Source organism: Paracoccus endophyticus (assembly GCF_003286075.1).
Lineage (GTDB): Bacteria > Pseudomonadota > Alphaproteobacteria > Rhodobacterales > Rhodobacteraceae > Paracoccus > Paracoccus endophyticus.
In genome coordinates this window covers 662,462-680,758 of sequence record NZ_QLUV01000001.1, presented here as the reverse complement: position 1 = coordinate 680,758, position 18,297 = coordinate 662,462, and the positions used below count along the sequence as shown (strand labels likewise).

The window sequence follows — 18,297 nt, the reverse complement described above, 5'->3', positions numbered from 1 at the left end:
GTCCTGCAAGCGGCGCGTCAGACCGCGACGCTGTCGATCAGCCGCACCGGCCCCAGCCAGGCCGCGGCCAGCAGGCGGGCCGGGCCGTCCACCCGGTCCAGCGGCGCCAGTGTCCGGGGGTGGCGCAGGTCCAGGTATTCCACACGGTCGAACCCGCCCGCGACGATCCCTGCCCGCGCCGCGTCCAGCACCGCGGCGGGCGCCCGGCCCTGCCGCAGCGCGTCCGCGGCATGGGCCATCGCCCGGTGCAGCGCCGGCGCGGCAGCGCGATCGGCAGGCGACAGGCGCTCGTTGCGCGACGACAGGGCCAGCCCGTCGGCCTCGCGCACCGTGGGACAGCCCGTGACGGTAATGGGGATGTTCAGGTCGGCCACCAGCCGATGCACGATCTGCAACTGCTGCCAGTCCTTTTCGCCAAAGAACGCCCGGTCGGCCCCGGTCATCAGGAACAGCTTGGCCACAACGGTCGCCATGCCGTCGAAATGGCCGGGCCGGAAATCGCCGCACATGCCCTGCGTCAGCCCGGCAACGCTGACCGTGGTGGCAAAGCCCGGCGGATAGACCTGATCGACCGTGGGCGAAAACAGCAGATCGACGCCGCGGGGTTCCAGCACGGCGCGGTCGCGGTCCTCGGTCCGGGGATAGTTTGCCAGATCCTCGGGGCGGTCGAACTGGCGCGGGTTGACAAACAGCGTGACGATCACCCGGTCGCACGCGGCGCGCGCGGCATCCACAAGGCTGAGATGGCCTGCGTGCAGGGCGCCCATCGTGGGAACGGCGGCGATCGTTTCGCCGGCGGCGCGCCAGCCCGCGACGGCCGCCCGCAGGTCCGCGACGGTGCGGACCGCCCTCATGCGCCCGTCTCGTCGGGGAAGACATGGTCCGGCCCGGGAAAGCGGCGGGCGCGCACGTCATCGGCATAGGCGGCCACCGCCGCGGCCGCGGCCGCGCCCAGTTCGGCATAGCGGCGCACGAAGCGCGGGCGAAAATCGGTGAACAGCCCCAGCATGTCGTCGATCACCAGGATCTGCCCGTCGCAATCGGCCGACGCGCCGATCCCGATCGTCGGCACCCACAGATCCGCGGTGATGATGCTGGCCAGGCCGTCGGGCACCTTTTCCAGCACCACGGCGAACGCCCCGGCATCCGCCACGGCGCGGGCATCCGCGCGGATGCGGTCGCCGTCGTCGCCGCGGCCCTGCACCTTGTAGCCGCCGAACACGTTGACCGACTGGGGGGTCAACCCGACATGGGCCATGACCGGCACGCCGCGCGCAACCAGAAAGGCGATGGTCGGGGCCATGTACGCCCCGCCCTCCAGCTTGACGGCGCCGGCGCCGGTCTCGCGCAGGATGCGGACGGCGGCCTCGAACGCCTGCTCGGGGCCGCTCTCGTAGGCGCCGAAGGGCAGGTCGACCACGACCAGCGCGCGGTCGGACCCGCGCATCACCGCCTGCCCGTGCAGGACCATCATGTCGAGCGTCACCCCCAGCGTCGAAGGCAGGCCGTGCAGCACCATCCCCACGCTGTCGCCGACCAGGATCACGTCGCATTGCGCGTCCACCAACCGCGCCACGGGCGTGGTATAGGCCGTCAGGCAGACCAGCGGCGCCCCCCCCTTTCGGGCCACAAGGTCGGGCGGTGTGACCCGCCGGATTGCTGCGCCGACGCTCATGCGAATCTCTCCTCCCGGTTGTAACCGGGCTGCAGCTTAGCCCCGGCACGGCCGCTTGTAACGCATTCGTTATGTCGCAGCTATGCGGTCAGCCGCGCGCCGTCGTGGCCGGTGATGGTGGCCTCGACCAGCGCGCCCTCGGGGCGGTCGACGGCAAACGCGACCTCGGTGAACTGCTCGGTGCGGCCCAGGCGCGGGCCTTCGGTCAGGATGCGGTGGGTGCGCCCGGTCTGCGCGGCCAGATGCGCGCCCAGCGCCGCGTCGCCCACGGCCCGCAGCCGGGCGGCGCGGTCCCGGACGGTGGGGCCCGGCACGGGCGGCATCCGCGCGGCGGGCGTGCCCTGGCGCGCGCTGTAGGGGAACACGTGCAGGAAGGTCAGGCCGCAGTCCGCGACCAGCTTGACCGAGTTCTCGAAATGCGCCTCGGTTTCCGTGGGAAAGCCGGCGATGATGTCGGCGCCAAAGACGATGCCGGGCCGCAGGCGGCGGGCTTCCTCGCAGAAGGCGATGGCGTCGTCGCGCAGATGGCGGCGCTTCATCCGTTTCAGGATCAGGTCGTCGCCGTGCTGAAGCGACAGATGCAGATGCGGCATCAGGCGCGGCTCGGTGGCGATCGCCTCCATCAGCTCGGGGTCGGCCTCGATCGAGTCGATGGAGGAAATCCGCAGGCGCGGCAGGTCCGGCACCATCCGCAGGATGCGCCGCACAAGGTTGCCCAGCCGCGGCTGGCCCGGCAGGTCCGCGCCCCAGCTGGTCAGGTCCACGCCGGTCAGCACGACCTCGTTGAAGCTCCGGTCGCGCAACCGCCTGATCTGGTCCACGACCACGCCCGCCGGGACGGACCGGGAATTTCCCCGGCCATAGGGGATGATGCAGAAGGTGCAGCGGTGGTCGCAGCCGTTCTGGACCTGCACATAGGCGCGGTGGCGGCCGAAGCCGTCGATCAGGTGGCCCGCCGTTTCGCGCACCGACATGATGTCGTCGACCATCACCCGTTCGGTCCCGAAATCGGGCGCGGCAAGGCGCGTCCAGGTCTCGGGCTGCATCTTCTCGTGGTTGCCGAGGACGCGGGCGACCTCGGGCATGGCCGCAAAGGTTTCGGGCTCGGTCTGCGCGGCGCAGCCCGTCACGATGATCGGCGCGCCGGGGTGTTCGCGCGACAGGCGGCGGATTTCCTGGCGGGCCTTGCGGACGGCCTCGGCCGTGACGGCGCAGGTGTTGACGATCACCGCGCCGTCAAGGCCCGCCCCGCGCGCCATCTCGGCCATCGCCTCGGATTCATAGGCGTTCAGCCGGCAGCCCAGCGTGGCAAAGATCGGCGGCGCGGTCATGCGACGCCCGCCAGCCACTCGGGCGACAGCACGCCGTCGAAGACCCGCGCGACGGGGCCGGTCATCCAGACCCCGTCCGTCCGCCAGTCCACGACCAGCGTGCCGCCGTCCAGGTCCAGCGTCACCCGCCGTCCGGTCAGCCCGCGCCGGTGCGCCGCCACGGCGACAGCGCAGGCGCCGGACCCGCAGGCCAGCGTGACGCCGGTGCCGCGTTCCCAGACCCGCATCCGCAGCCGGTCGGGCGTGGTCGGGCTGGCGAATTCCACGTTGGTGCGTTCGGGAAACAGCGGGTCGTGCTCGATCCGGGGACCCAGCGCGGCCAGGTCCACGGCCTCGGCATCGGGGACGAAAAAGACGCAGTGCGGGTTGCCCATGCCCACCGCCGCCGGATCGCCGGGCAGCGGCAGGTGCAGCGTGTCGGCCGCGCGCGCCAGCGGCACGCGGTCCCACTCGGTCTGCGGCTGGCCCATGTTGACGGTCACGCCGTCGCCTTCGCGCAGGGCGGCCAGAACGCCGCGCGCGGTGGAAAACCGCAGCTGCGCGCGCCCCGTCTGCGCCATCACCAGATCGGCCACGCAGCGCGAGGCGTTGCCGCACGCGCCCGCCTGGCTGCCGTCGGCGTTCCAGAACACCAGCCGGTAATCAGCCTGCGCGTCGGGCAGGATCTCGGCCAGCTGGTCAAAGCCCACGCCGCGGTTGCGGTCGCCCAGCGCGCGCGCCAGCGCGGGCGTGACCACCCTGCGGCCCGAGGCGCGGCCATCGACGACGACGAAATCATTGCCTGCCCCGTGCATCTTGACGAAAGGCAGGCCCGAAAGGCTGTGGCGGTCCATGGCGGCCCTATACGCCGCCCGCCGGGTTTGTGCCAGTGGCCCATGATTTTCCCCTTGACCCCTGCCCGGTGCATGGGTAATCGGCGGCCCTGTGTTGGGCCCATAGCTCAGTTGGTAGAGCAACTGACTTTTAATCAGTGGGTCACAGGTTCGAATCCTGTTGGGCTCACCACTGTTCTCATTTTATCGTTTCCTTTCACGGTGTTATGAACCTGCTTTGTCCAACGGGCGAAGGTGTTGGACATTGTTGCCGGGAAGCAGCGCCAGCGCGCCGGCCGCCAGCTTCACGCGGTTTGCGGCTTGGACGTAGCGCCGCGCCTCTTGCGTCGTCTTGTGCGCGAGGAAGGCCATAATCTGAAATTCGGAAGCGCCCTGATCCGCAAGACGGGTTGCGCCATACTTGCGCAGGCCATGCGCGCGGCACTCGTCCGGCAATCCGGCTTCGCGGCACTGATCGGCAAACCAGTTGCCAAAGCTCTCGACCGTGTAGGGATTGCCCTCGCGATTTAGGATGAACGTCGCCTGCGACGGCGGAAGCTGGCGAAGCTCGGCCCGCAGCTCGGGCAGGTATTCCAGAGGAAGCTCGACTTCCTGCCCGGTCTTGATCCGCCGATACCAGATATTTGCGCCCTTGATGTTCATGCGTCCCATCGCGCGCGCGTCCTGCCGGGCTGCCCCGGTGCCAAGGAACAGCTCGAACGCCAGCCGGGCAACCGTGCCGCTGGCGTGATGGTCGCGGAACTGTTCGACCTGTTCCTCGGTCCAGGTATGGAACCCGCCCAACTTAACCTTGCGACGATCAACCTGTTCGGTCGGCGACACGCCGTTGAAGCCAAGGCGCTTGCGCGCGTGGGTGTAGATTTCCGACAGCTCCTTGTGCAGGCGGTTCGCCGCAGTCGGCCCGCCCTTCATGTCCATCAGGTGTTCGACATGGTAAGGTTGCAGATCGGACAGGCGCGCGGCCCCAATCTTTTCCCTGATCCAGTCCAGCCGCAGCCGCTTATGATAGCGGGTCGTCTCGCGCAGATCGCGGAATTTCTTGCCCGCCAGATAGTCGGTGATGGTGTGGTCGAACGTGCCGCGCGAGTGCTGCGATTTGGGCAGATCGGGCTTCCCGGTGATGGCCGCGTTGTAGGCCGCGACCATGGCAGGCGAACCCCACGGGCCGGGAAGATAGGTGTCGATCTTGCGGCCCTTGATCGTTTTGCGCAGGCGGATGCGTTTGCCGCCGCGCGGGTCGTCAACAATGGTCGCACCGGAAAAGGGGTTCTTGCGCGTCATCGGCCGATCCCCAACATCTTGTCGATTTCGTTCGGGCCGCTGGTCGTCGCGCCCGCCGTGATGGTGATTCGCGTTCCGTCCGGCCGCTCGGCCGATACCGTCCAATGCTCGATGTTGGCTTCGCGCATCACTTGCGCGTAGCCTGCCAACTCGTTCTTGGGGATGGTGACGGGACGGGCAGCCATGCGTCAGCCCTCGCCTTTAGCGTCGGCCCACAACTGCGTGGCAATCAAGCTCATGGTGCCGGGCGAAGCTGTCCGCTCCACCAGCAGGCCGCGCGGAATGGTGACATATTGGGGGTCGCCCCTCTCGCCCTTGAAGGGAACGACGCGCTCGCCGGCGATCTTATCTTCGCTGCCATAGGTCCACTGGACAAGCTCCGCCATAACGTCGCCCGGACGGACAGTTAGAGACAGCATATGTCGGCCGAACCAAGCCGAGGCATCGTTAATTCCTCGGTCCAGATACAAACTGAAAATGAACGCAAGCACATCTTCCAGCGTCTTCGCGCCGGGGAACAGGCTGGCGAACTCGTCGGCCGTGACAACCTCGCGCCACGTCTGCGAATAGCCCAGCGTGGGCTTGTGGCGCAGTTGACCGAACCGGCGCACACGGTCCACCGCTTGCGACGGACCGTCACATGCCAGCAGAGCGATTGTCATGCGCGCGGCGTCCAGCGGTGTCATGTCGGGGGCGTTCACGCCCCGTGCGCCCGTGGTCAGCAGGCCTGCCTCTTTGAGCGCACGGGCATAGACCGTTACCGTTTTACCCTCCACGGAGAAGGTATCGGCGATCATCGAGAGGAAAGGACCGGATTTCATGATCCAATGCGTAGCACACACTTAGCGTGCCGGCAAGCGTAATCGTGCTGCGCGCGTTTAGGCTTGCGCTCGGGTGTCGTCTCGCCGCTAATGCTGCTGCAATCTTAGAGCAAGAAAGGCTCAACTATGGACGATGTTATCTACGACGCGCTTGTCGATTTGAAAGCGAGCCTCGACAAACAGGCCGAAGTGCAGGAACAGCTATTGTCGACGATGAAAGCCCTGATCGGGACGCTGCAAGAGGTCGCAACGGAGAACGCCGACCTCGCCGATGTTGTGCGCGCGGTTGCCGCTGGTGAAAAGCCTGCGGAAAGGATGTTCCCATAAAATCTTCGCTCGCCCAGAAGAAAGTCGGGGCCGGTGCAACATCCCGCTGCCCCGGCCCCTGCCCCAGACGCGGGGCGTAGCGCATACACGCGCTGCGTTGGCTGGCCCCGGTTACAAGCCGTGCCAGCCTGCGCCGCGCCCCCGAAAGGTTCTCAAGGGCCGCGCCGTGACGGGGTTGTTCGGTCGCTGAACCGGGGCACTCGCCGTCTGATCCCAGATGCTTCGCGGTTGAGCTACCGCAGGGCGCATCCCGGCCCTGTCTCGTCATTCCTGCCAGTCGATGAACGTCATGGCGTCTTGCAGCGCCGCGCCGTCCAGACCGGCCTCCTTCGCGGTGGCGTAGGCTTGCAGCATCGCCCCGAAGGCCCGCGCCTTGCCGCCGTGGTCGTAAGCCTGCATCGGCCGCACCACGTCCAGCGTCACCGGCTGGCCCAGCTTGGCCGTCGCTTCCTCCGCCACGATCAGGGCGAGGGGTTGCAAGACAAGCTGCGCCAGGTGCCGCTGCGCCTCCCGCACAAGCGGCCCAGTGGTTGCCGGGTTCAGCAGCGCGGGAAGGACGCCATAGGCCATCAGGACCGCGCCACGGGCCGCCTGCAACGTCTCGGCCGTCATGGCGCGCTGCATGTCCGGGGTCAGGCCCTCGACCCGCTTTTCAAGCTGCGGGTGCATCCCGGCCGCGACCGCCTGCGCCGTGCCCTCAATCACCAGAGACTGTCCGCGCGCGCCCCGGAAGGACCGCCGCAGGGATGCCATGTCCTCGGACGATGAGTCGGGCAGTGGCACGATCTGACTGCCGATCGGCGCATCCCGCCACACGTCGCGCAGCGCGCACTCGACCTCTTGCAACAGTGATGCCGAGAGGCTGGCCCGATGCAGCGGCGACGTGCCCGCCCAGGGCGTTACGGGCGAGCTTCCGATGCGGACATGCAGCACTTCGCCTGCAAGGACGGTTTGGGAGTGCCCCCCGCCCACTTCGGACACGCTGACCCGGTAGGCGGTCGGCTCGCCATGCAGGGTCTTCATGTCCCAATCGGTAATAGGCAACAGCCGGTCCCGGATCAGGAACACGGCCTCGCCCCGCAGGGCCAGCGAGCGGGCCAGCATCGCCAGCGCCCGCCGATCTAGCAGGTCGGTGCCGGTCACGTCCGCCAGGGTGAAACCGCTTTCCCAGAGGCTCACACAGCTTTGAACGGTCGCCGTCAGCTCGGCCATGTTGGACCGGCCCGACAGCCATTCGGCCCGCGCCGCGATCAGATCGGCGGTGTAGCCCGTCGCCAGGGCGCGAGTTTCGGACGGGGGATAGTTGCCCACCTCCCGTTGCCGCCGGAACAGATCGAAGATCCCCATTATGCCCTCCATCGGTTCAAGGGATAGGCCGGGCCGCGATAGGGTTGCCGGTCCTGATGCGTCTCCCAGCTCCGCGCCTCGATCTGCGCCTCGGGATAGGCGGGCCGGGTGACGGTCGAGACCTCGAACAGCTCGGCCTCGGTGATCGTCCGGTGCAGCCCGCCCGCCCGCTGCTCGATCCGCTCACCGCCGCGCGGCACGCGAAAGCCGGGCGACAGGCCCCGGATAAGCCCGGCCCGGTGCGCGGCGATGAAGTCCGCCGCCCAGGTCGTGCCGCCGTCGATCTCCGCCTCCAGCCGCAATGCGTCGTCGTCGTCGGACAGGCGCAGGTTGCCCGCCGACCGGGATGCAAGCGGCCGGTCGTAGCTGTGACCCGCCAACAGGTGGATATCCTCGCCCGCCTCGATCCGGGCAGCAAAGGCGCGCGGCGCGATGGACTCATACCGCCCCGGCGCAAGCTCCGTTTCCCGGCCATAGGGGAAGGTGGCGCGAAGGCGGGTTGTCCCGCCCTCGGCCCGCAGCTCAAGGCTGCCGTTCATCGCGCCCCACAGCATCAGGGCGTCCCCGCCAGGCCGGTCAGGATGCGCGTCTGCATCCCGCGCGGGACGGTGAAGTCGGCCGTCACCAGTCCCGTCAGGACAAGCTGCCCGCTGGCCGCCTTGGTGTAAGGGTCGCGGATCAGGTCGATCCCGCCATAGATGCCGAGATAGCCCGGCGCGATGCCCTGCACCGTCGCCGTCATGATCGCCGTCGCGGCGGGGATGACGTTGCTGATCGCCGCCGTGCCCACGTTCTTGACCAGGCGGTCCCATTCCCACATCGGCGCCGAGTCGGCGGCTTGCAGGCTGTCCAGGTCCGCCCAGATCGCCGGGGGGAAGCCGATGTTCACCTGCGACGGGGACGTGATCGCGTTGCCCTGCATGAAGGCGACGATCGCGGTCCGGAACGCGCCCCAGGTCGCCGCCGCGCCAACCGCCGTGCTGGCGATGCCGTAGGTCGCCGCGCCGGGGATGATGCCGAGAGGCTGGCCCGCCGCGCCGCTGCCGTTGATGACCACGCGGTCCAGCTCGGCCCCGATGACCGCGTTCAGGTCGCGCCGGATCGCTTCTTCCAGGCCCTCGCCGGCCTGTTTCAGCGCCTTGCGGCTGATGACCATCTGCGCGCCGCCCGTGTGATCCGGGGTCAGGCTGCGCTCGGTCGTGGCGTAGGGGTTGGGTGCCCCCACGTTGCCCAGCTCGGTCGTCTGCCAGCCGAAGACGGCCCCGGACGTGGCGACGGGGAACGCCAGCTCGCCCCGCTCGATCTGGATGCGCTCGATCCCCAGCTTCGCCGCGACACTCGCGGGGAACAGCCGGTCGATGACGTTGCGGTAGGTCTTGGGCTTGATCTGGTCCGCCGCGACGGTCTCGCCCGCGCGGGTTTCCAGCGCCGCGAACGGAACCGGGATGCCCTGATAGCCGCCCGCGTTCCGCAGCTCGGCCACGACCTCGGCCGTCGCTCCGGTCAGGGCGCGGCCCTCGTCGATCGCCAGCGCCACCTGCCGCAGCTCGAACCGGCCGACCAGCTCCGCGAACTGGCGGTCGCTGCGCGTCTCCAGGTCCGCCCCGGCCTCGCGCCGCTCGGTGTCTTCGGCGGTCAGGGCCGCGCGATAGCGGGTCTCGTTGGTCCGATACTCGCCGTCCAGCGTCTCCATCGAACGGGTCTCGTCTTCGGTCGGGCTTTCCTTTCCGACCAGGGTTGCGAGCTGCTGCCGGATTTCCGACTGACGGCGCGCGATCTTCACAGAATCAAGCATGTGTTTCCTCGTTGCTCGATAGGGGGGGATTGTCGGCCATCAGATCGTTGACAGCCTGCCGCCAGCCTTGGCGGTCATACGAAGGCGGGGGATTTCCCACCTCGATGCGGGTCTTTGCCGAGTGGCAGGAAGGGCACCGCATGGCGCAATTTTCGGGGGAATAGGCCAGGTCAGGCCGCAGCCGGACGGGCACGATATGGTCGCACTCCAAGCGGCCCCGGCTCTTGCCGCAGTCCACGCACTTGAAGCCGTCGCGTTCCAGAACGGCCATCCGCAGCGTGTGCCAGCGCGGGCCGCGCGTGACGCGCTTGCTGTGGCGGGTGTAGTCGTCTCTCAGGCCCACGCGACCCTCGCTTTCCGGGTCGGGGCCGCCAGCATCCGCTGCCCCTGCGCCACGGCCAGCACGGTTGCCGCCGCCGCGTCAATCCGGCCCAGGGACCGGGCTTTCGCCAGCTTGGCGTTGTTCGCCGGGTCGTTCAGGACAATGGCGTCCGACATGGCGGATCGCAGCAAGAGCGACGGAACCGCCCTGACCTCGCCGTCAAACAGCGCCCGCCGGAACCGCTCCACGTCTTCGCTGCCGTCCTTCCAGCCGAAGCCGCGCCAGACGAACGGGACACGCAGCCCCGCCTTGTCCAGCGCCTCGGTGAACTCGGCATGGCGGAACCTGTCACCCACCACACAGGCCGGGGTGATCCCGTCCAGCTTGCGGACGATCTCCGCCAGCCAGGGGCCGGGCGGAACGGTCGCCTCGCCCATGGTCGTCAGCTCGCCCCGGTCCTGCATCTGTACGTAGCGGTCGGACACGCCGTCAGACGCGCCACGATCTGCCAGGCCGGGCGTTCCGGGGAACGTCCCCAGCGCCTCCAGCCGGCCGGTCTGCGGCCAGTAGAACGCCGCCGCCGACATGCTGCGACTGCCGCCAAGGTCGATGCCCAGGATGCACGGCCCGTCGCGGTCGGGCAGGTCCGCCGGGTCCACCTCCGACGACAGCCATTCGTCCACCGTCACCAGGACGCTGCGGTTCTCGGTCGAGACCCGCTCATTCCGGTTCAGGTTGCGGAAACTGGACAGCGCCGATCCGCCCCGCGCAATCGCCCGCCGGGCTTGTGCGACCAGCCAGTCCGCCGTCGCGCCGATGCCCTCGGTCGCGCCGGGGTTGGCCTGCAAGAGACTGTCCAGATCGTCGGCCGGCAGTCCGAAGGGGGGCCGGTGTTCCTGCACATACGTTCCAGGCGGGGGTTCATCCAACCAGCGGCTGAACGTGTTGGCGTCGTCGGGTGCGCTCGTGCTGATGATGAGCGCGCGGCCGTCGCGCTTGCCGAGACCCGACAGGATCGCGTTCTCAAGGTTGTCGCCCTTCTCGCGCTCCCAAGCGGCCCGCTCGTCCATCAGGGCCAGCGTCGGTGCCCCGCCCAGGATGCTCTTGCCATCGGCCGCGATGCAGCGCGCCAGCCCGCCGCCGTTACCCTCGAACTCAACCTCCAGCTTGGCGCGGCGGATGGTGAACAGCTCCTGCTCGTCTTCGGGCAACCCCTCGATGAACCCCACCAGGAACCCGAAGGCGGTCTTCGCCTGATCCCGGTTGCGCGCGGCGAAGAGGATTTCCCGCTTCGGCTGATCGTCCCAGACGCCCTTGAGCGCCCCGAGCGCCAGCCCCGCCGCCGTCGCGGTCTTGGCGTTGCCGCGCCCGATCGACAGGACGCCCACCATCACGCCATCGGCCAGCGCGCCCCGGACGAACTGCCGCTGGAACTCCGCCAGCCTGAGCGGTTGGCCCGCCAGCTTGCCCTCGGGAATCCGCAGCGTCTCCAGGAAGGCAATGGCGATCGCGGCCGGATTTTTTTCGTCTGCAACAGGTAGCCGCCGGTACCTCTGCCGTTTCAAAGTCTGCGGATTGGGACCAGACGCCACAGCGCCCCGGACAGCGGCTTGCGCGCTCTTTCCGCCCTTACCCACCAGCGCGCCCTTGTCGCCCTGTGCGCCGCTCTCTGCGCCTCTGCGGGTCATGCCCTGACCCTCCGATACCGCGCCGCGATCCGGGCAGCGGCGGGGACAAGGCCGGGCTTGGCATCGGCATTGCCACGGTTGTCATAGGCGAACGCGGCCTGCTCCATGATCGCCAGTTGCAGGTCGTCGGGGACGCTGCGCGCGTCGTCGCCGAACCCGGCTTCATAGGTCACGCGCACCGGGCCGTGCATCCAGGCGGGCAGCATCAGCACGGGCCAGCGGTCCCCGGTCACGCCGTTGACCAGCGGTGCACCGTCCGCCGTCACGTTGGCATCCGGGGCAAGCGGCCCGATTGGCAGGGCGTGAACCAGATCGGGCTGCCGTTCGTCTGCCAGAACCGTCAGGCTGATCGTCTGCCGGGTCAGGGCAAGGTCGCAGTAAGCCTCGATCTCACGGGCGGCTGCCAGCACCATGCGCTGGATCGCCAGATCGTCGTCATCTGCCATGACGCGCAGGTGTTGCTTGGCGTCGGCCAGGTCCACAGGGACAGCCAGCGCGGGCGTGCGGGTGTAGGTCATCGGGTGGCCTCTTGAGCGGTCCGACACGCCACCGCTTCCGTCGCCACACGCCCGCCAAAGGTGGCGCATCCCCGCCAAGGGGTGCGCACACACCTAGGGGTTATAGGGGTGTGTGACAGAGGGGGGGATGAAGGGGGGATGAAGGGTGTGGTGAAGGGGGGGATGAAGGGCGTCATTCTGCGGCCTCCAACCAGGTCACAGGTCGCGATGGCGAACCGCCGTGAATGACCTTGACCTTGCCACTGGCGAGCAGTTTTTCCATCGCGGACCGCAGGACTTTCTTGTTGCAACCCTCGGCATCGGGATGCGTCTCAAAGACCTTCGGCGCGTAATTTAGCCCTCCCGATGCGTTGACCTTGCGGCCCTGCATCGTGACCTCGCGCAAGAGGTGCAGGAACACACGCTCCGACTTTGCGCCCGCTGCCAGGCGGTCCAGGCCCTGCGGCTCGGCATCGCGCAGAAACACGCCCTCGGTCCACGTAAGGGTCAGCTCGCCCCCGACACGGCCGTAGTTCGCCTTCTTGGTGGACAGCACGCGCTTGTCGGGGTCCGGCTCGTATCCATCCTGGACGATCCGTTCCAAGTAGAGCCGGGACCGGACGCTGTTGTTCCAGGCGGTGCTGCCACTGGTCCCCGTGCCGCTGGCAAGCCCGGTCAGGGACGGGTGCCCCAACAGCAGGACCGCGCATTTCTTCCGCAGCGCCAGACCCCGCAAGATGCTGATGAACTGCCGAACCGCTGCCCGGTCGTTTTCATTGGCGGGAAACAGGTCCGCCAGCGTGTCCAGCACGATCAGGGACGGTTGCTCATCGGCGGCGCGGGCCTCGATCTCATCGAACAGCGCCGTCTGCGCCAAGGCGATCTTGGTTTCCACCGCCAGCAAGGCATCCTCACCCGCCAGTGACCGGATCGTCAGTCCGGCCAGATCGGACCATTCCAGGCGCATCTGCCGCCGGATCGTGTCCAGGCGGATATGCAGTTCGTCGTCGTCATCTTCGGCGGACAGGAACAGCGCCCGGCCCTTCGGCACGGGGATGTTGAGCCATGCGCGCCCCGTGGCGGCGCTGACGGCCAGTTGCAGGGCGGCCAGTGACTTGCCGGTGCCACCGTCGCCGCTGAACAGCGTGACGGTTTTCTGGGGCACCATGCCTTCGACCAGCCATTGCCGGGCGGGGACAGGGCGGCCCGCCAGGTCGGCGGCACTGTAGAACCGCGACGTGCGTTCGGGCTGCGGAACAATCATGGAAGGCGCGCTCCGATAGTCGGGGCGGCCCTCGGGGTGCTGGGGTTCTTCCATCCCCTTCGTCAGTCCGCTGCGGATCGTGGCAAGCGCCGCGTCCGCGCCGTTCTCGCCCACCAGCCCGCTTGCCTGCGCCGCATGCAACAGCGCCGCCTCGACCTCGGACAGGTCCAGATAGCCCGCGGCGATCTTGTGCCCCAGCTTCACCGCAGCGTTGTTCAGGGTGTTGTTGCGGGTGCCGTTCATGGCGCGCGCGACAATCTGCGTTTCGCTTTCCAGCGCCCGCTGCGCCCATTTCTCGCCGCGCTTCTGTTCTTCCAGCGCGGTCAGTTCCGGCGACCAGTTGGGAAGATCAAAGGCAACCATAAGCGCCTCCTTCCCAGCAGTATTCGGGGCCTGACAGGCTGGGCAGGGACGGGGGCAGGACGATGTATCCGCCGTCGCCCCGCACATCGACGCCATCCGCCAAGATGCCCGCAGAGTTCTTGAGCGGGCCGGAGTAGCGCATGAACACATGCAGTCCGCCGCTGGGGGTCTTGGCTATCACCGGGGACATGGTGAACGGATCGATTCCCGCCGCCCGCAGGTTTGCCAGCCCGTCCACGCCGTTCTTGCGGTCTATGTCCAGGACGACCAGCCCGGACCGCTCACCTGTGGGCATCCCGATCATGGCGAGCGGCCAGCGGGTCCACCAGGCGCGGATCGTGTCCGCATCAGTCGTGGCCCGTCGCTGTTTCAGGTCCGGGTGCCCATCGGCGCCCTTGCCCCATTTGACCAGCGGCTTCTTTTCGCCGTCGATCTTGGCCGCCGGGAACACCGGCAGTCCCTTGGCGGCGTAAGACAGGGCCGCTTTCAGCAGCTCCTTGCGAAAAAGGTCCGCGCGTTCGGCACGGGTGCCTTGATAGGGCCAGCCCGGTTCGCTATGATGGTCGGTGACAGTGCTGCTATGCAGTTCAGCCCCGGTTGCGCCCGCCAGCGCGCCGGGGTTTTCGTTTTCGCCGTTGGACAAAGCGGAATATTCCGCAATGTTTTCAATGCGGCCGGTTCGGGCATGTGGACAGATTACAGCGTTGTTTTGACAGGACTCTTCATGTCCTGTTGGGCTCACCACTGTTTCTCGTTATCTACAACGCTGCTGACGCCGTCCTTGGGGGATCAGCGATGGCCCTCTTGGTGCTGGTCACTCGATTGGTCACGGCCTTGGACGGCACGGGATTCTCCGCCGCCATGCGCTGTGCGGAACGGCACCGCGGGGCATTCTGTAAGGACCACGCAGCCTTCGATCGATCGACAACGGTCCGGGCCCCGGGCAGCGGCGTGACCCTCCGTATCCTCGGTTCGGCGATGGCTGCCGGGCGCCAAGCCTTTGGGGGGTGCGGCGCACCAGTCGGACACGCTGCGGGCGAGGGAATCTTCGCGCAGATGCGGCTGCGACAGCAGTCAGACCTCGCGCGTGACCTCCAGCGCCTCGATCGCGACGGCGGGGTTGCCGGTCAGCGACCGGGCCAGTCGGTCCGGCAGGACGCCGATGCCGCGCCCCGACTCCAGAAAGCGCCGCAAGAGCGTCAGGTCGGAGGTTTCGAGCCGGGGTCGCGAGCCCCCCAGCATCGCCTGAAGGGCCTGCATCTCGGGCGTTTCCAGCCACGGGCCGGGATAGGCCGTGACGATGGGGACGACGGCCGGATCGCTGGGGCGAACCAGCGCGAACTGCAATGTGCCGACCCGGCGCATGGTGAAGCCCCCCCGGCTCGGGCGGCCGAGGCGCAGGGCAAAATCCGCCTCCCAGCGCGACATGGCGACATGGTGGTCCGAGGTGTCGATGGACAGCACCAGGTCCGGCTCGGCTTCCAGCAGCTGCGGCAGGGCCGGGGCCAGGTAAAAACTTGCAAGGGCGCCAACGGTGGACAGCCGCAGCGAGTTCGGCATGCTGCCGAAAGCCGATGTCTGCGCAAGAGGCGGTGCCCACTTCGGCAGGCCCTTCCGACGGGCTGCCAACTGACGCTGCGCTTGAAAGAGCGCACAGGTCTGGCCTGCCCGGAGCCGGGGGTCGCGCCGACCGGGGCGGATTCGTCCCCCTCGGCGAAACCCTGGCGCTCACAGGCGTGTCTGCGCCCGGTGCTATCCATCATAGCATGAACGCACCCTCGGGTTGACATACTCACGTTACAAATCGGCTCTAACGCGACCTGGCGGGCATGATCATTCCTCTTGGTGAGCGTTGGCCTGCGTATTGGAAAGCAACGACATTGCACCATTCCTGCCCCGCCCTCATCGGCGGGGCTTTTCCATGGCCTGACGCCAGCCCGTGCGGGGACGGTGCACCATCCCGCTGCAACCTGTCCCTGCCCAGACGCAGGGGATGCGCGCAAAGGGCCAGTTCTTGGGGCGCCGCGCCGGGCACACGTCGGCGGCAAGATCGGCGCTATCCGTGGGCTTCGACCGTGGCACACGGCCCATCAGCCCCGGTTGCGCCCCCCCAACGCGCGGGGGTTTTCGTCTTGACGCTGGACGATGCGGCGCCTCAGCCGCGCTGGACCAGATAGCGCCGCGCGCCGTCCGGGGTCGGGGCCTGGTCCAGCAGGACATGGCCCGCCTCGGCGCAGAAATGCGGCACGTCCAGCACCGCGGCGGGGTCGGTCGCAATCAGCGCGACCTGCGCGCCCGGCGGCAGCGCCGACAGCGCGCGGCGCAGGCGCAGGACCGGCAGCGGGCACAGCAGGTGGCGCGCGTCCAGTTCCAGCGGCGCGGCCGGGTCTGCGGTGGCGGTCATGCGGGGGCGCGCGCGGCCCGCAGGCACCACGCCCGGGCCTCGGCCGCCGTGACCGGCGTGGCAAGCCCGTCGGCAAAGGCCTGGAACGCGGGCATCTGGGCGGGGGCGACGGCGGTCAGGACCGGCACGCCGCCGATCAGCGCGCGGGCGATCAGCGCGCGAAAGCCGCGGCCCGCGGCCTCCTGCTTGCCGAACTTGTTGACGATCAGCAGGTCCGCCCCTTGCGCCAGCGCCGCCTCGGCCAGGCCCACGGCGCGTTCCAGCGCGTCGCTGTCCAGACGGCAGCCGGTCGAGCCCGCGCCCAGCGACTGAGAGATCGCGACCCGCGTGCCGCCCGTGCCCAGAACCTCCAGCACGATGTCGCAGGCGCAGTCGGGGCCGCGGTCCAGGCTGTGCTGCACCGCGCCCGCCAGGCGCAGCCCCTGCGCGGCCAGGCCGCAGGCCAGCGCCGCAAGGGCGGGGGCGGCGTTGTCTGCATCGTCATGGATCAGATAGGCCAGCATGACCCCCTGATAGAACCCGCGCGGCCCCCCGGCAATCCCGTCCCGTCCCGTCCGCCGTCCGGCACCCTGGCCGCACGATCCTGCCGCGGGGCTTGCCCCGACCGGCGGGGGGCGCCAATCCTGCGGCATGACGGAACCGACGGGCATCGTGCTGGCCGGGGGGCAATCCCGGCGGATGGGTGGGGGCGACAAGGCGCTGGCCGACCTGGGCGGGCAGCCCATGATCGCGCATGTCATCGCCCGGCTGGGCTGCGCGCGGGCGATCAGCGCCAACGGCGATCCGGCGCGGTTCGCGCCTTTTCGCCTGCCGGTTCTGCCCGACAGCGTGGCCGGGTGGCAGGGGCCGCTGGCCGGCGTGCTGGCAGGCATGGACTGGGCCGCCGCGCGCGGGATCGCGCGGATCGTGACCGCGCCCGCCGACTCGCCGTTCTTTCCGCGCACCCTTGCCGCCCGCCTGCTTGCCACCCCCGCACGGGTCGCGCTGGCCTGCCACGACGGCCGCGACCATCCGGCCTTCGCCGCCTGGGACACGGGGCTGGCGGAGGATCTGCGCGCCGCGCTGGGGCGGGGCGAGCGGCGGATGATCGACTGGATGCAGGCGCAGGGCGCCCTGCGTGTGGCGGTGCCGGGGGACGATCCGTTCTTCAACGTCAACACGCCGGCCGATCTGGATCGCGCCCGCCTGCGGCTTGCTGGACAATCGCCGGGCGCCCCTGTCTTGTGACGGCGACCGCCTTGGACGGTTCAAAGGGGGACCGCATGGATCTGAAATCCGTCCTGATGGGGCTGAGCTTTGCGGTGATCTGGGCGTCGGCGTTCACCGCCACGCGGGTCGTCGTGCAGGAGATGCCGCCGCTGAGCGCGCTGGTCGTGCGCTTTGCCATCTCGGCCGTCATCGCCATCGGACTGGCCCGCGCCATGGGCCAGACCATGCGGCTGACGCGGGCCGAATGGCGCACCGTCGTCGTCTTCGGCCTGTGCCAGAATGCGCTGTATCTGGGTTTGAACTGGATGGGCATGCAGTGGGTCGAGGCGTCGGCCGCCGCCATCATCGCGTCCATGATGCCGCTGCTGGTGGCCTTTGCGGGCTGGGCGATCCTGGGCGAGCGGCTGCGGCCGATGGCGGTGGCCGGGCTGGTCGTGGGCGTCGTGGGCGTCACGATCATCATGGGCGTGCGGCTGTCGCACGGCATGAACCTGCTGGGGCTGGGGATGTGCCTGGCCGCCGTCGTCGCGCTGACCGTCGCCACCCTGGCCGTTCGGACGGCCGGCGGGGGTCCGAACGTGCTGATGATCGTGGGGCTTCAGATGGCGGTGGGGTCCGCGGCCCTGGTGCTGCCGGCGCTGGCGCTGGAATGGGGCCGCCCGATCGACTGGGGCATCCCGCTGGTGGGCGGCCTGACCTATTCGATCCTGGTGCCGGGCATCCTTGCGACCTTCATCTGGTTCCGGCTGGTCACGCGCATCGGCGCAGTGCGCGCGGCGGCGTTCCATTTCCTGTCCCCGCCGTTGGGCGTGGCCATCGCCGCACTGTGGCTGGGCGAGCGGTTCGGCTGGTCGGACGTGATCGGCTCGATCATCGTCGCCATCGGCATCCTGATGGTGCAGCTGGCCCGCGTTTCGCCCAGGCCGGTTCAGGCGGCCTCACCCGACGCGGCCGCGTCCACGGCCCGGCGGGTGCCCCGCGGCCCTGACAGCGCCCGACCCCGGGGCCGATCGGCTCGGTGTCGGGGATCAGGGGGCGGACACGGGTGAGGGGCTTGCCGACCCGCAGGTCCGCGGCCGAGTAGCAATCGCCCGGCAAACAGTCGTGGCCCTGCAGGGCCTCGGCGACCCGCGCGATGTC

At 69.0% G+C, this 18,297-nt stretch carries 21 protein-coding genes and 1 tRNA gene; 4 read left to right on the top strand and 18 right to left on the bottom strand.

The window, feature by feature from the left end:
• Nucleotides 1-17 precede the first annotated feature (17 nt).
• From panC to dapF, 4 genes are all read right to left on the bottom strand, one after another.
• Nucleotides 18-854 (bottom strand): pantoate--beta-alanine ligase, encoded by an 837-nt coding sequence (panC, locus tag DPQ23_RS03250; RefSeq protein WP_112873195.1) that lies wholly within the window; start codon nucleotides 852-854, stop codon nucleotides 18-20.
• Nucleotides 851-1,675 (bottom strand): 3-methyl-2-oxobutanoate hydroxymethyltransferase, encoded by an 825-nt coding sequence (gene panB / locus DPQ23_RS03245; protein WP_112873194.1) that lies wholly within the window; start codon nucleotides 1,673-1,675, stop codon nucleotides 851-853. The genes panC and panB overlap by 4 nt, the downstream gene beginning before the upstream one ends.
• Nucleotides 1,676-1,755: 80 nt before the next feature.
• On the bottom strand, nucleotides 1,756-3,006 hold the full coding sequence (gene mtaB, locus DPQ23_RS03240; RefSeq protein ID WP_112873193.1) for a tRNA (N(6)-L-threonylcarbamoyladenosine(37)-C(2))-methylthiotransferase MtaB: 1,251 nt from the start codon (nucleotides 3,004-3,006) through the stop codon (nucleotides 1,756-1,758).
• On the bottom strand, nucleotides 3,003-3,839 hold the full coding sequence (dapF, locus tag DPQ23_RS03235) for a diaminopimelate epimerase (protein WP_112873192.1): 837 nt from the start codon (nucleotides 3,837-3,839) through the stop codon (nucleotides 3,003-3,005). The genes mtaB and dapF overlap by 4 nt, the downstream gene beginning before the upstream one ends.
• Before the next feature lie 96 nt (nucleotides 3,840-3,935).
• On the opposite strand from dapF, the gene DPQ23_RS03230 reads away from it, so the two are divergent.
• A tRNA-Lys gene (locus DPQ23_RS03230) sits at nucleotides 3,936-4,011 on the top strand.
• A 32-nt stretch (nucleotides 4,012-4,043) separates the two neighbouring features.
• Here DPQ23_RS03230 and DPQ23_RS03225 read toward each other — a convergent pair.
• The 3 genes from DPQ23_RS03225 to DPQ23_RS03215 are packed head-to-tail and all read right to left on the bottom strand — an operon-like array spanning nucleotide 4,044 to nucleotide 5,941.
• Entirely contained in the window at nucleotides 4,044-5,120 is a 1,077-nt protein-coding gene (locus DPQ23_RS03225) for a tyrosine-type recombinase/integrase (protein WP_112873191.1), read from the bottom strand.
• Complete coding sequence (locus tag DPQ23_RS03220; RefSeq protein ID WP_112873190.1) at nucleotides 5,117-5,305, bottom strand: hypothetical protein; 189 nt, start codon at nucleotides 5,303-5,305, stop codon at nucleotides 5,117-5,119. The genes DPQ23_RS03225 and DPQ23_RS03220 overlap by 4 nt, the downstream gene beginning before the upstream one ends.
• Nucleotides 5,306-5,308: 3 nt before the next feature.
• The gene (locus DPQ23_RS03215) at nucleotides 5,309-5,941 is read right to left on the bottom strand and encodes a hypothetical protein (protein ID WP_162630613.1); all 633 of its coding nucleotides are present in this window, start codon (nucleotides 5,939-5,941) and stop codon (nucleotides 5,309-5,311) included.
• 126 nt (nucleotides 5,942-6,067) lie between these two features.
• On the opposite strand from DPQ23_RS03215, the gene DPQ23_RS03210 reads away from it, so the two are divergent.
• On the top strand, nucleotides 6,068-6,268 hold the full coding sequence (locus DPQ23_RS03210; protein WP_112873188.1) for a hypothetical protein: 201 nt from the start codon (nucleotides 6,068-6,070) through the stop codon (nucleotides 6,266-6,268).
• 264 nt (nucleotides 6,269-6,532) lie between these two features.
• Here DPQ23_RS03210 and DPQ23_RS03205 read toward each other — a convergent pair whose 3' ends face one another.
• The 11 genes from DPQ23_RS03205 to DPQ23_RS03155 all read right to left on the bottom strand — a co-directional run bounded on the left by DPQ23_RS03205 (nucleotide 6,533) and on the right by DPQ23_RS03155 (nucleotide 16,451).
• Entirely contained in the window at nucleotides 6,533-7,615 is a 1,083-nt protein-coding gene (locus tag DPQ23_RS03205; RefSeq protein WP_112873187.1) for a phage portal protein, read from the bottom strand.
• Nucleotides 7,615-8,169, bottom strand: a complete 555-nt coding sequence (locus tag DPQ23_RS03200) for an HK97 family phage prohead protease (RefSeq protein ID WP_112873186.1) — start codon at nucleotides 8,167-8,169, stop codon at nucleotides 7,615-7,617. The genes DPQ23_RS03205 and DPQ23_RS03200 overlap by 1 nt, the downstream gene beginning before the upstream one ends.
• Entirely contained in the window at nucleotides 8,169-9,410 is a 1,242-nt protein-coding gene (locus DPQ23_RS03195; protein ID WP_112873185.1) for a phage major capsid protein, read from the bottom strand. The genes DPQ23_RS03200 and DPQ23_RS03195 overlap by 1 nt, the downstream gene beginning before the upstream one ends.
• Nucleotides 9,403-9,753, bottom strand: coding sequence for an HNH endonuclease (locus tag DPQ23_RS03190; protein ID WP_112873184.1), 351 nt, complete (start codon nucleotides 9,751-9,753; stop codon nucleotides 9,403-9,405). The genes DPQ23_RS03195 and DPQ23_RS03190 overlap by 8 nt, the downstream gene beginning before the upstream one ends.
• Nucleotides 9,744-11,297, bottom strand: coding sequence for a terminase large subunit domain-containing protein (locus tag DPQ23_RS03185; RefSeq protein ID WP_240602347.1), 1,554 nt, complete (start codon nucleotides 11,295-11,297; stop codon nucleotides 9,744-9,746). Before DPQ23_RS03185 ends, DPQ23_RS03190 begins: the two co-directional genes overlap by 10 nt.
• 119 nt (nucleotides 11,298-11,416) lie before the next feature.
• Nucleotides 11,417-11,938, bottom strand: a complete 522-nt coding sequence (locus DPQ23_RS03180) for a head-tail connector protein (RefSeq protein WP_162630612.1) — start codon at nucleotides 11,936-11,938, stop codon at nucleotides 11,417-11,419.
• Nucleotides 11,939-12,110: 172 nt separating this feature from the next.
• Nucleotides 12,111-13,544, bottom strand: a complete 1,434-nt coding sequence (locus DPQ23_RS03175; protein WP_240602337.1) for an AAA family ATPase — start codon at nucleotides 13,542-13,544, stop codon at nucleotides 12,111-12,113.
• On the bottom strand, nucleotides 13,531-14,187 hold the full coding sequence (locus DPQ23_RS03170; protein ID WP_162630611.1) for a bifunctional DNA primase/polymerase: 657 nt from the start codon (nucleotides 14,185-14,187) through the stop codon (nucleotides 13,531-13,533). The genes DPQ23_RS03175 and DPQ23_RS03170 overlap by 14 nt, the downstream gene beginning before the upstream one ends.
• Nucleotides 14,188-14,618: 431 nt before the next feature.
• Nucleotides 14,619-15,104, bottom strand: a complete 486-nt coding sequence (locus DPQ23_RS03165; protein ID WP_112873180.1) for a LysR substrate-binding domain-containing protein — start codon at nucleotides 15,102-15,104, stop codon at nucleotides 14,619-14,621.
• 595 nt (nucleotides 15,105-15,699) lie between these two features.
• Nucleotides 15,700-15,948, bottom strand: coding sequence for a sulfurtransferase TusA family protein (locus DPQ23_RS03160; protein ID WP_112873337.1), 249 nt, complete (start codon nucleotides 15,946-15,948; stop codon nucleotides 15,700-15,702).
• Entirely contained in the window at nucleotides 15,945-16,451 is a 507-nt protein-coding gene (locus DPQ23_RS03155) for a DUF2478 domain-containing protein (protein WP_112873179.1), read from the bottom strand. Before DPQ23_RS03155 ends, DPQ23_RS03160 begins: the two co-directional genes overlap by 4 nt.
• 127 nt (nucleotides 16,452-16,578) lie before the next feature.
• Between DPQ23_RS03155 and mobA the strand changes: the two genes are divergently transcribed.
• Complete coding sequence (gene mobA, locus DPQ23_RS03150) at nucleotides 16,579-17,175, top strand: molybdenum cofactor guanylyltransferase MobA (protein ID WP_112873178.1); 597 nt, start codon at nucleotides 16,579-16,581, stop codon at nucleotides 17,173-17,175.
• A 35-nt stretch (nucleotides 17,176-17,210) separates the two neighbouring features.
• A complete protein-coding gene (locus DPQ23_RS03145) occupies nucleotides 17,211-18,206 on the top strand; it encodes a DMT family transporter (protein ID WP_112873177.1) in 996 nt (331 codons plus the stop codon).
• The last annotated feature ends 91 nt before the right edge of the window (nucleotides 18,207-18,297 follow it).

Excerpts from the sequence above, each read along its gene's own strand:
- DPQ23_RS03215 (WP_162630613.1), bottom strand. The coding sequence starts at position 5,941 with ATGAAATCCGGTCCTTTCCTCTCGATGATCGCCGATACCTTCTCCGTG.
- DPQ23_RS03155 (WP_112873179.1), bottom strand. The coding sequence starts at position 16,451 with ATGCTGGCCTATCTGATCCATGACGATGCAGACAACGCCGCCCCCGCC.
- DPQ23_RS03175 (WP_240602337.1), bottom strand. The coding sequence starts at position 13,544 with ATGGTTGCCTTTGATCTTCCCAACTGGTCGCCGGAACTGACCGCGCTG.
- DPQ23_RS03165 (WP_112873180.1), bottom strand. The coding sequence starts at position 15,104 with ATGCCGAACTCGCTGCGGCTGTCCACCGTTGGCGCCCTTGCAAGTTTT.
- panC (WP_112873195.1), bottom strand. The coding sequence starts at position 854 with ATGAGGGCGGTCCGCACCGTCGCGGACCTGCGGGCGGCCGTCGCGGGC.
- DPQ23_RS03145 (WP_112873177.1), top strand. The coding sequence starts at position 17,211 with ATGGATCTGAAATCCGTCCTGATGGGGCTGAGCTTTGCGGTGATCTGG.
- dapF (WP_112873192.1), bottom strand. The coding sequence starts at position 3,839 with ATGGACCGCCACAGCCTTTCGGGCCTGCCTTTCGTCAAGATGCACGGG.
- DPQ23_RS03160 (WP_112873337.1), bottom strand. The coding sequence starts at position 15,948 with ATGACCGCCACCGCAGACCCGGCCGCGCCGCTGGAACTGGACGCGCGC.
- mobA (WP_112873178.1), top strand. The coding sequence starts at position 16,579 with ATGACGGAACCGACGGGCATCGTGCTGGCCGGGGGGCAATCCCGGCGG.
- DPQ23_RS03195 (WP_112873185.1), bottom strand. The coding sequence starts at position 9,410 with ATGCTTGATTCTGTGAAGATCGCGCGCCGTCAGTCGGAAATCCGGCAG.
- DPQ23_RS03205 (WP_112873187.1), bottom strand. The coding sequence starts at position 7,615 with ATGGGGATCTTCGATCTGTTCCGGCGGCAACGGGAGGTGGGCAACTAT.
- DPQ23_RS03225 (WP_112873191.1), bottom strand. The coding sequence starts at position 5,120 with ATGACGCGCAAGAACCCCTTTTCCGGTGCGACCATTGTTGACGACCCG.
- DPQ23_RS03180 (WP_162630612.1), bottom strand. The coding sequence starts at position 11,938 with ATGACCTACACCCGCACGCCCGCGCTGGCTGTCCCTGTGGACCTGGCC.
- DPQ23_RS03200 (WP_112873186.1), bottom strand. The coding sequence starts at position 8,169 with ATGCTGTGGGGCGCGATGAACGGCAGCCTTGAGCTGCGGGCCGAGGGC.
- DPQ23_RS03220 (WP_112873190.1), bottom strand. The coding sequence starts at position 5,305 with ATGGCTGCCCGTCCCGTCACCATCCCCAAGAACGAGTTGGCAGGCTAC.
- DPQ23_RS03210 (WP_112873188.1), top strand. The coding sequence starts at position 6,068 with ATGGACGATGTTATCTACGACGCGCTTGTCGATTTGAAAGCGAGCCTC.
- panB (WP_112873194.1), bottom strand. The coding sequence starts at position 1,675 with ATGAGCGTCGGCGCAGCAATCCGGCGGGTCACACCGCCCGACCTTGTG.
- mtaB (WP_112873193.1), bottom strand. The coding sequence starts at position 3,006 with ATGACCGCGCCGCCGATCTTTGCCACGCTGGGCTGCCGGCTGAACGCC.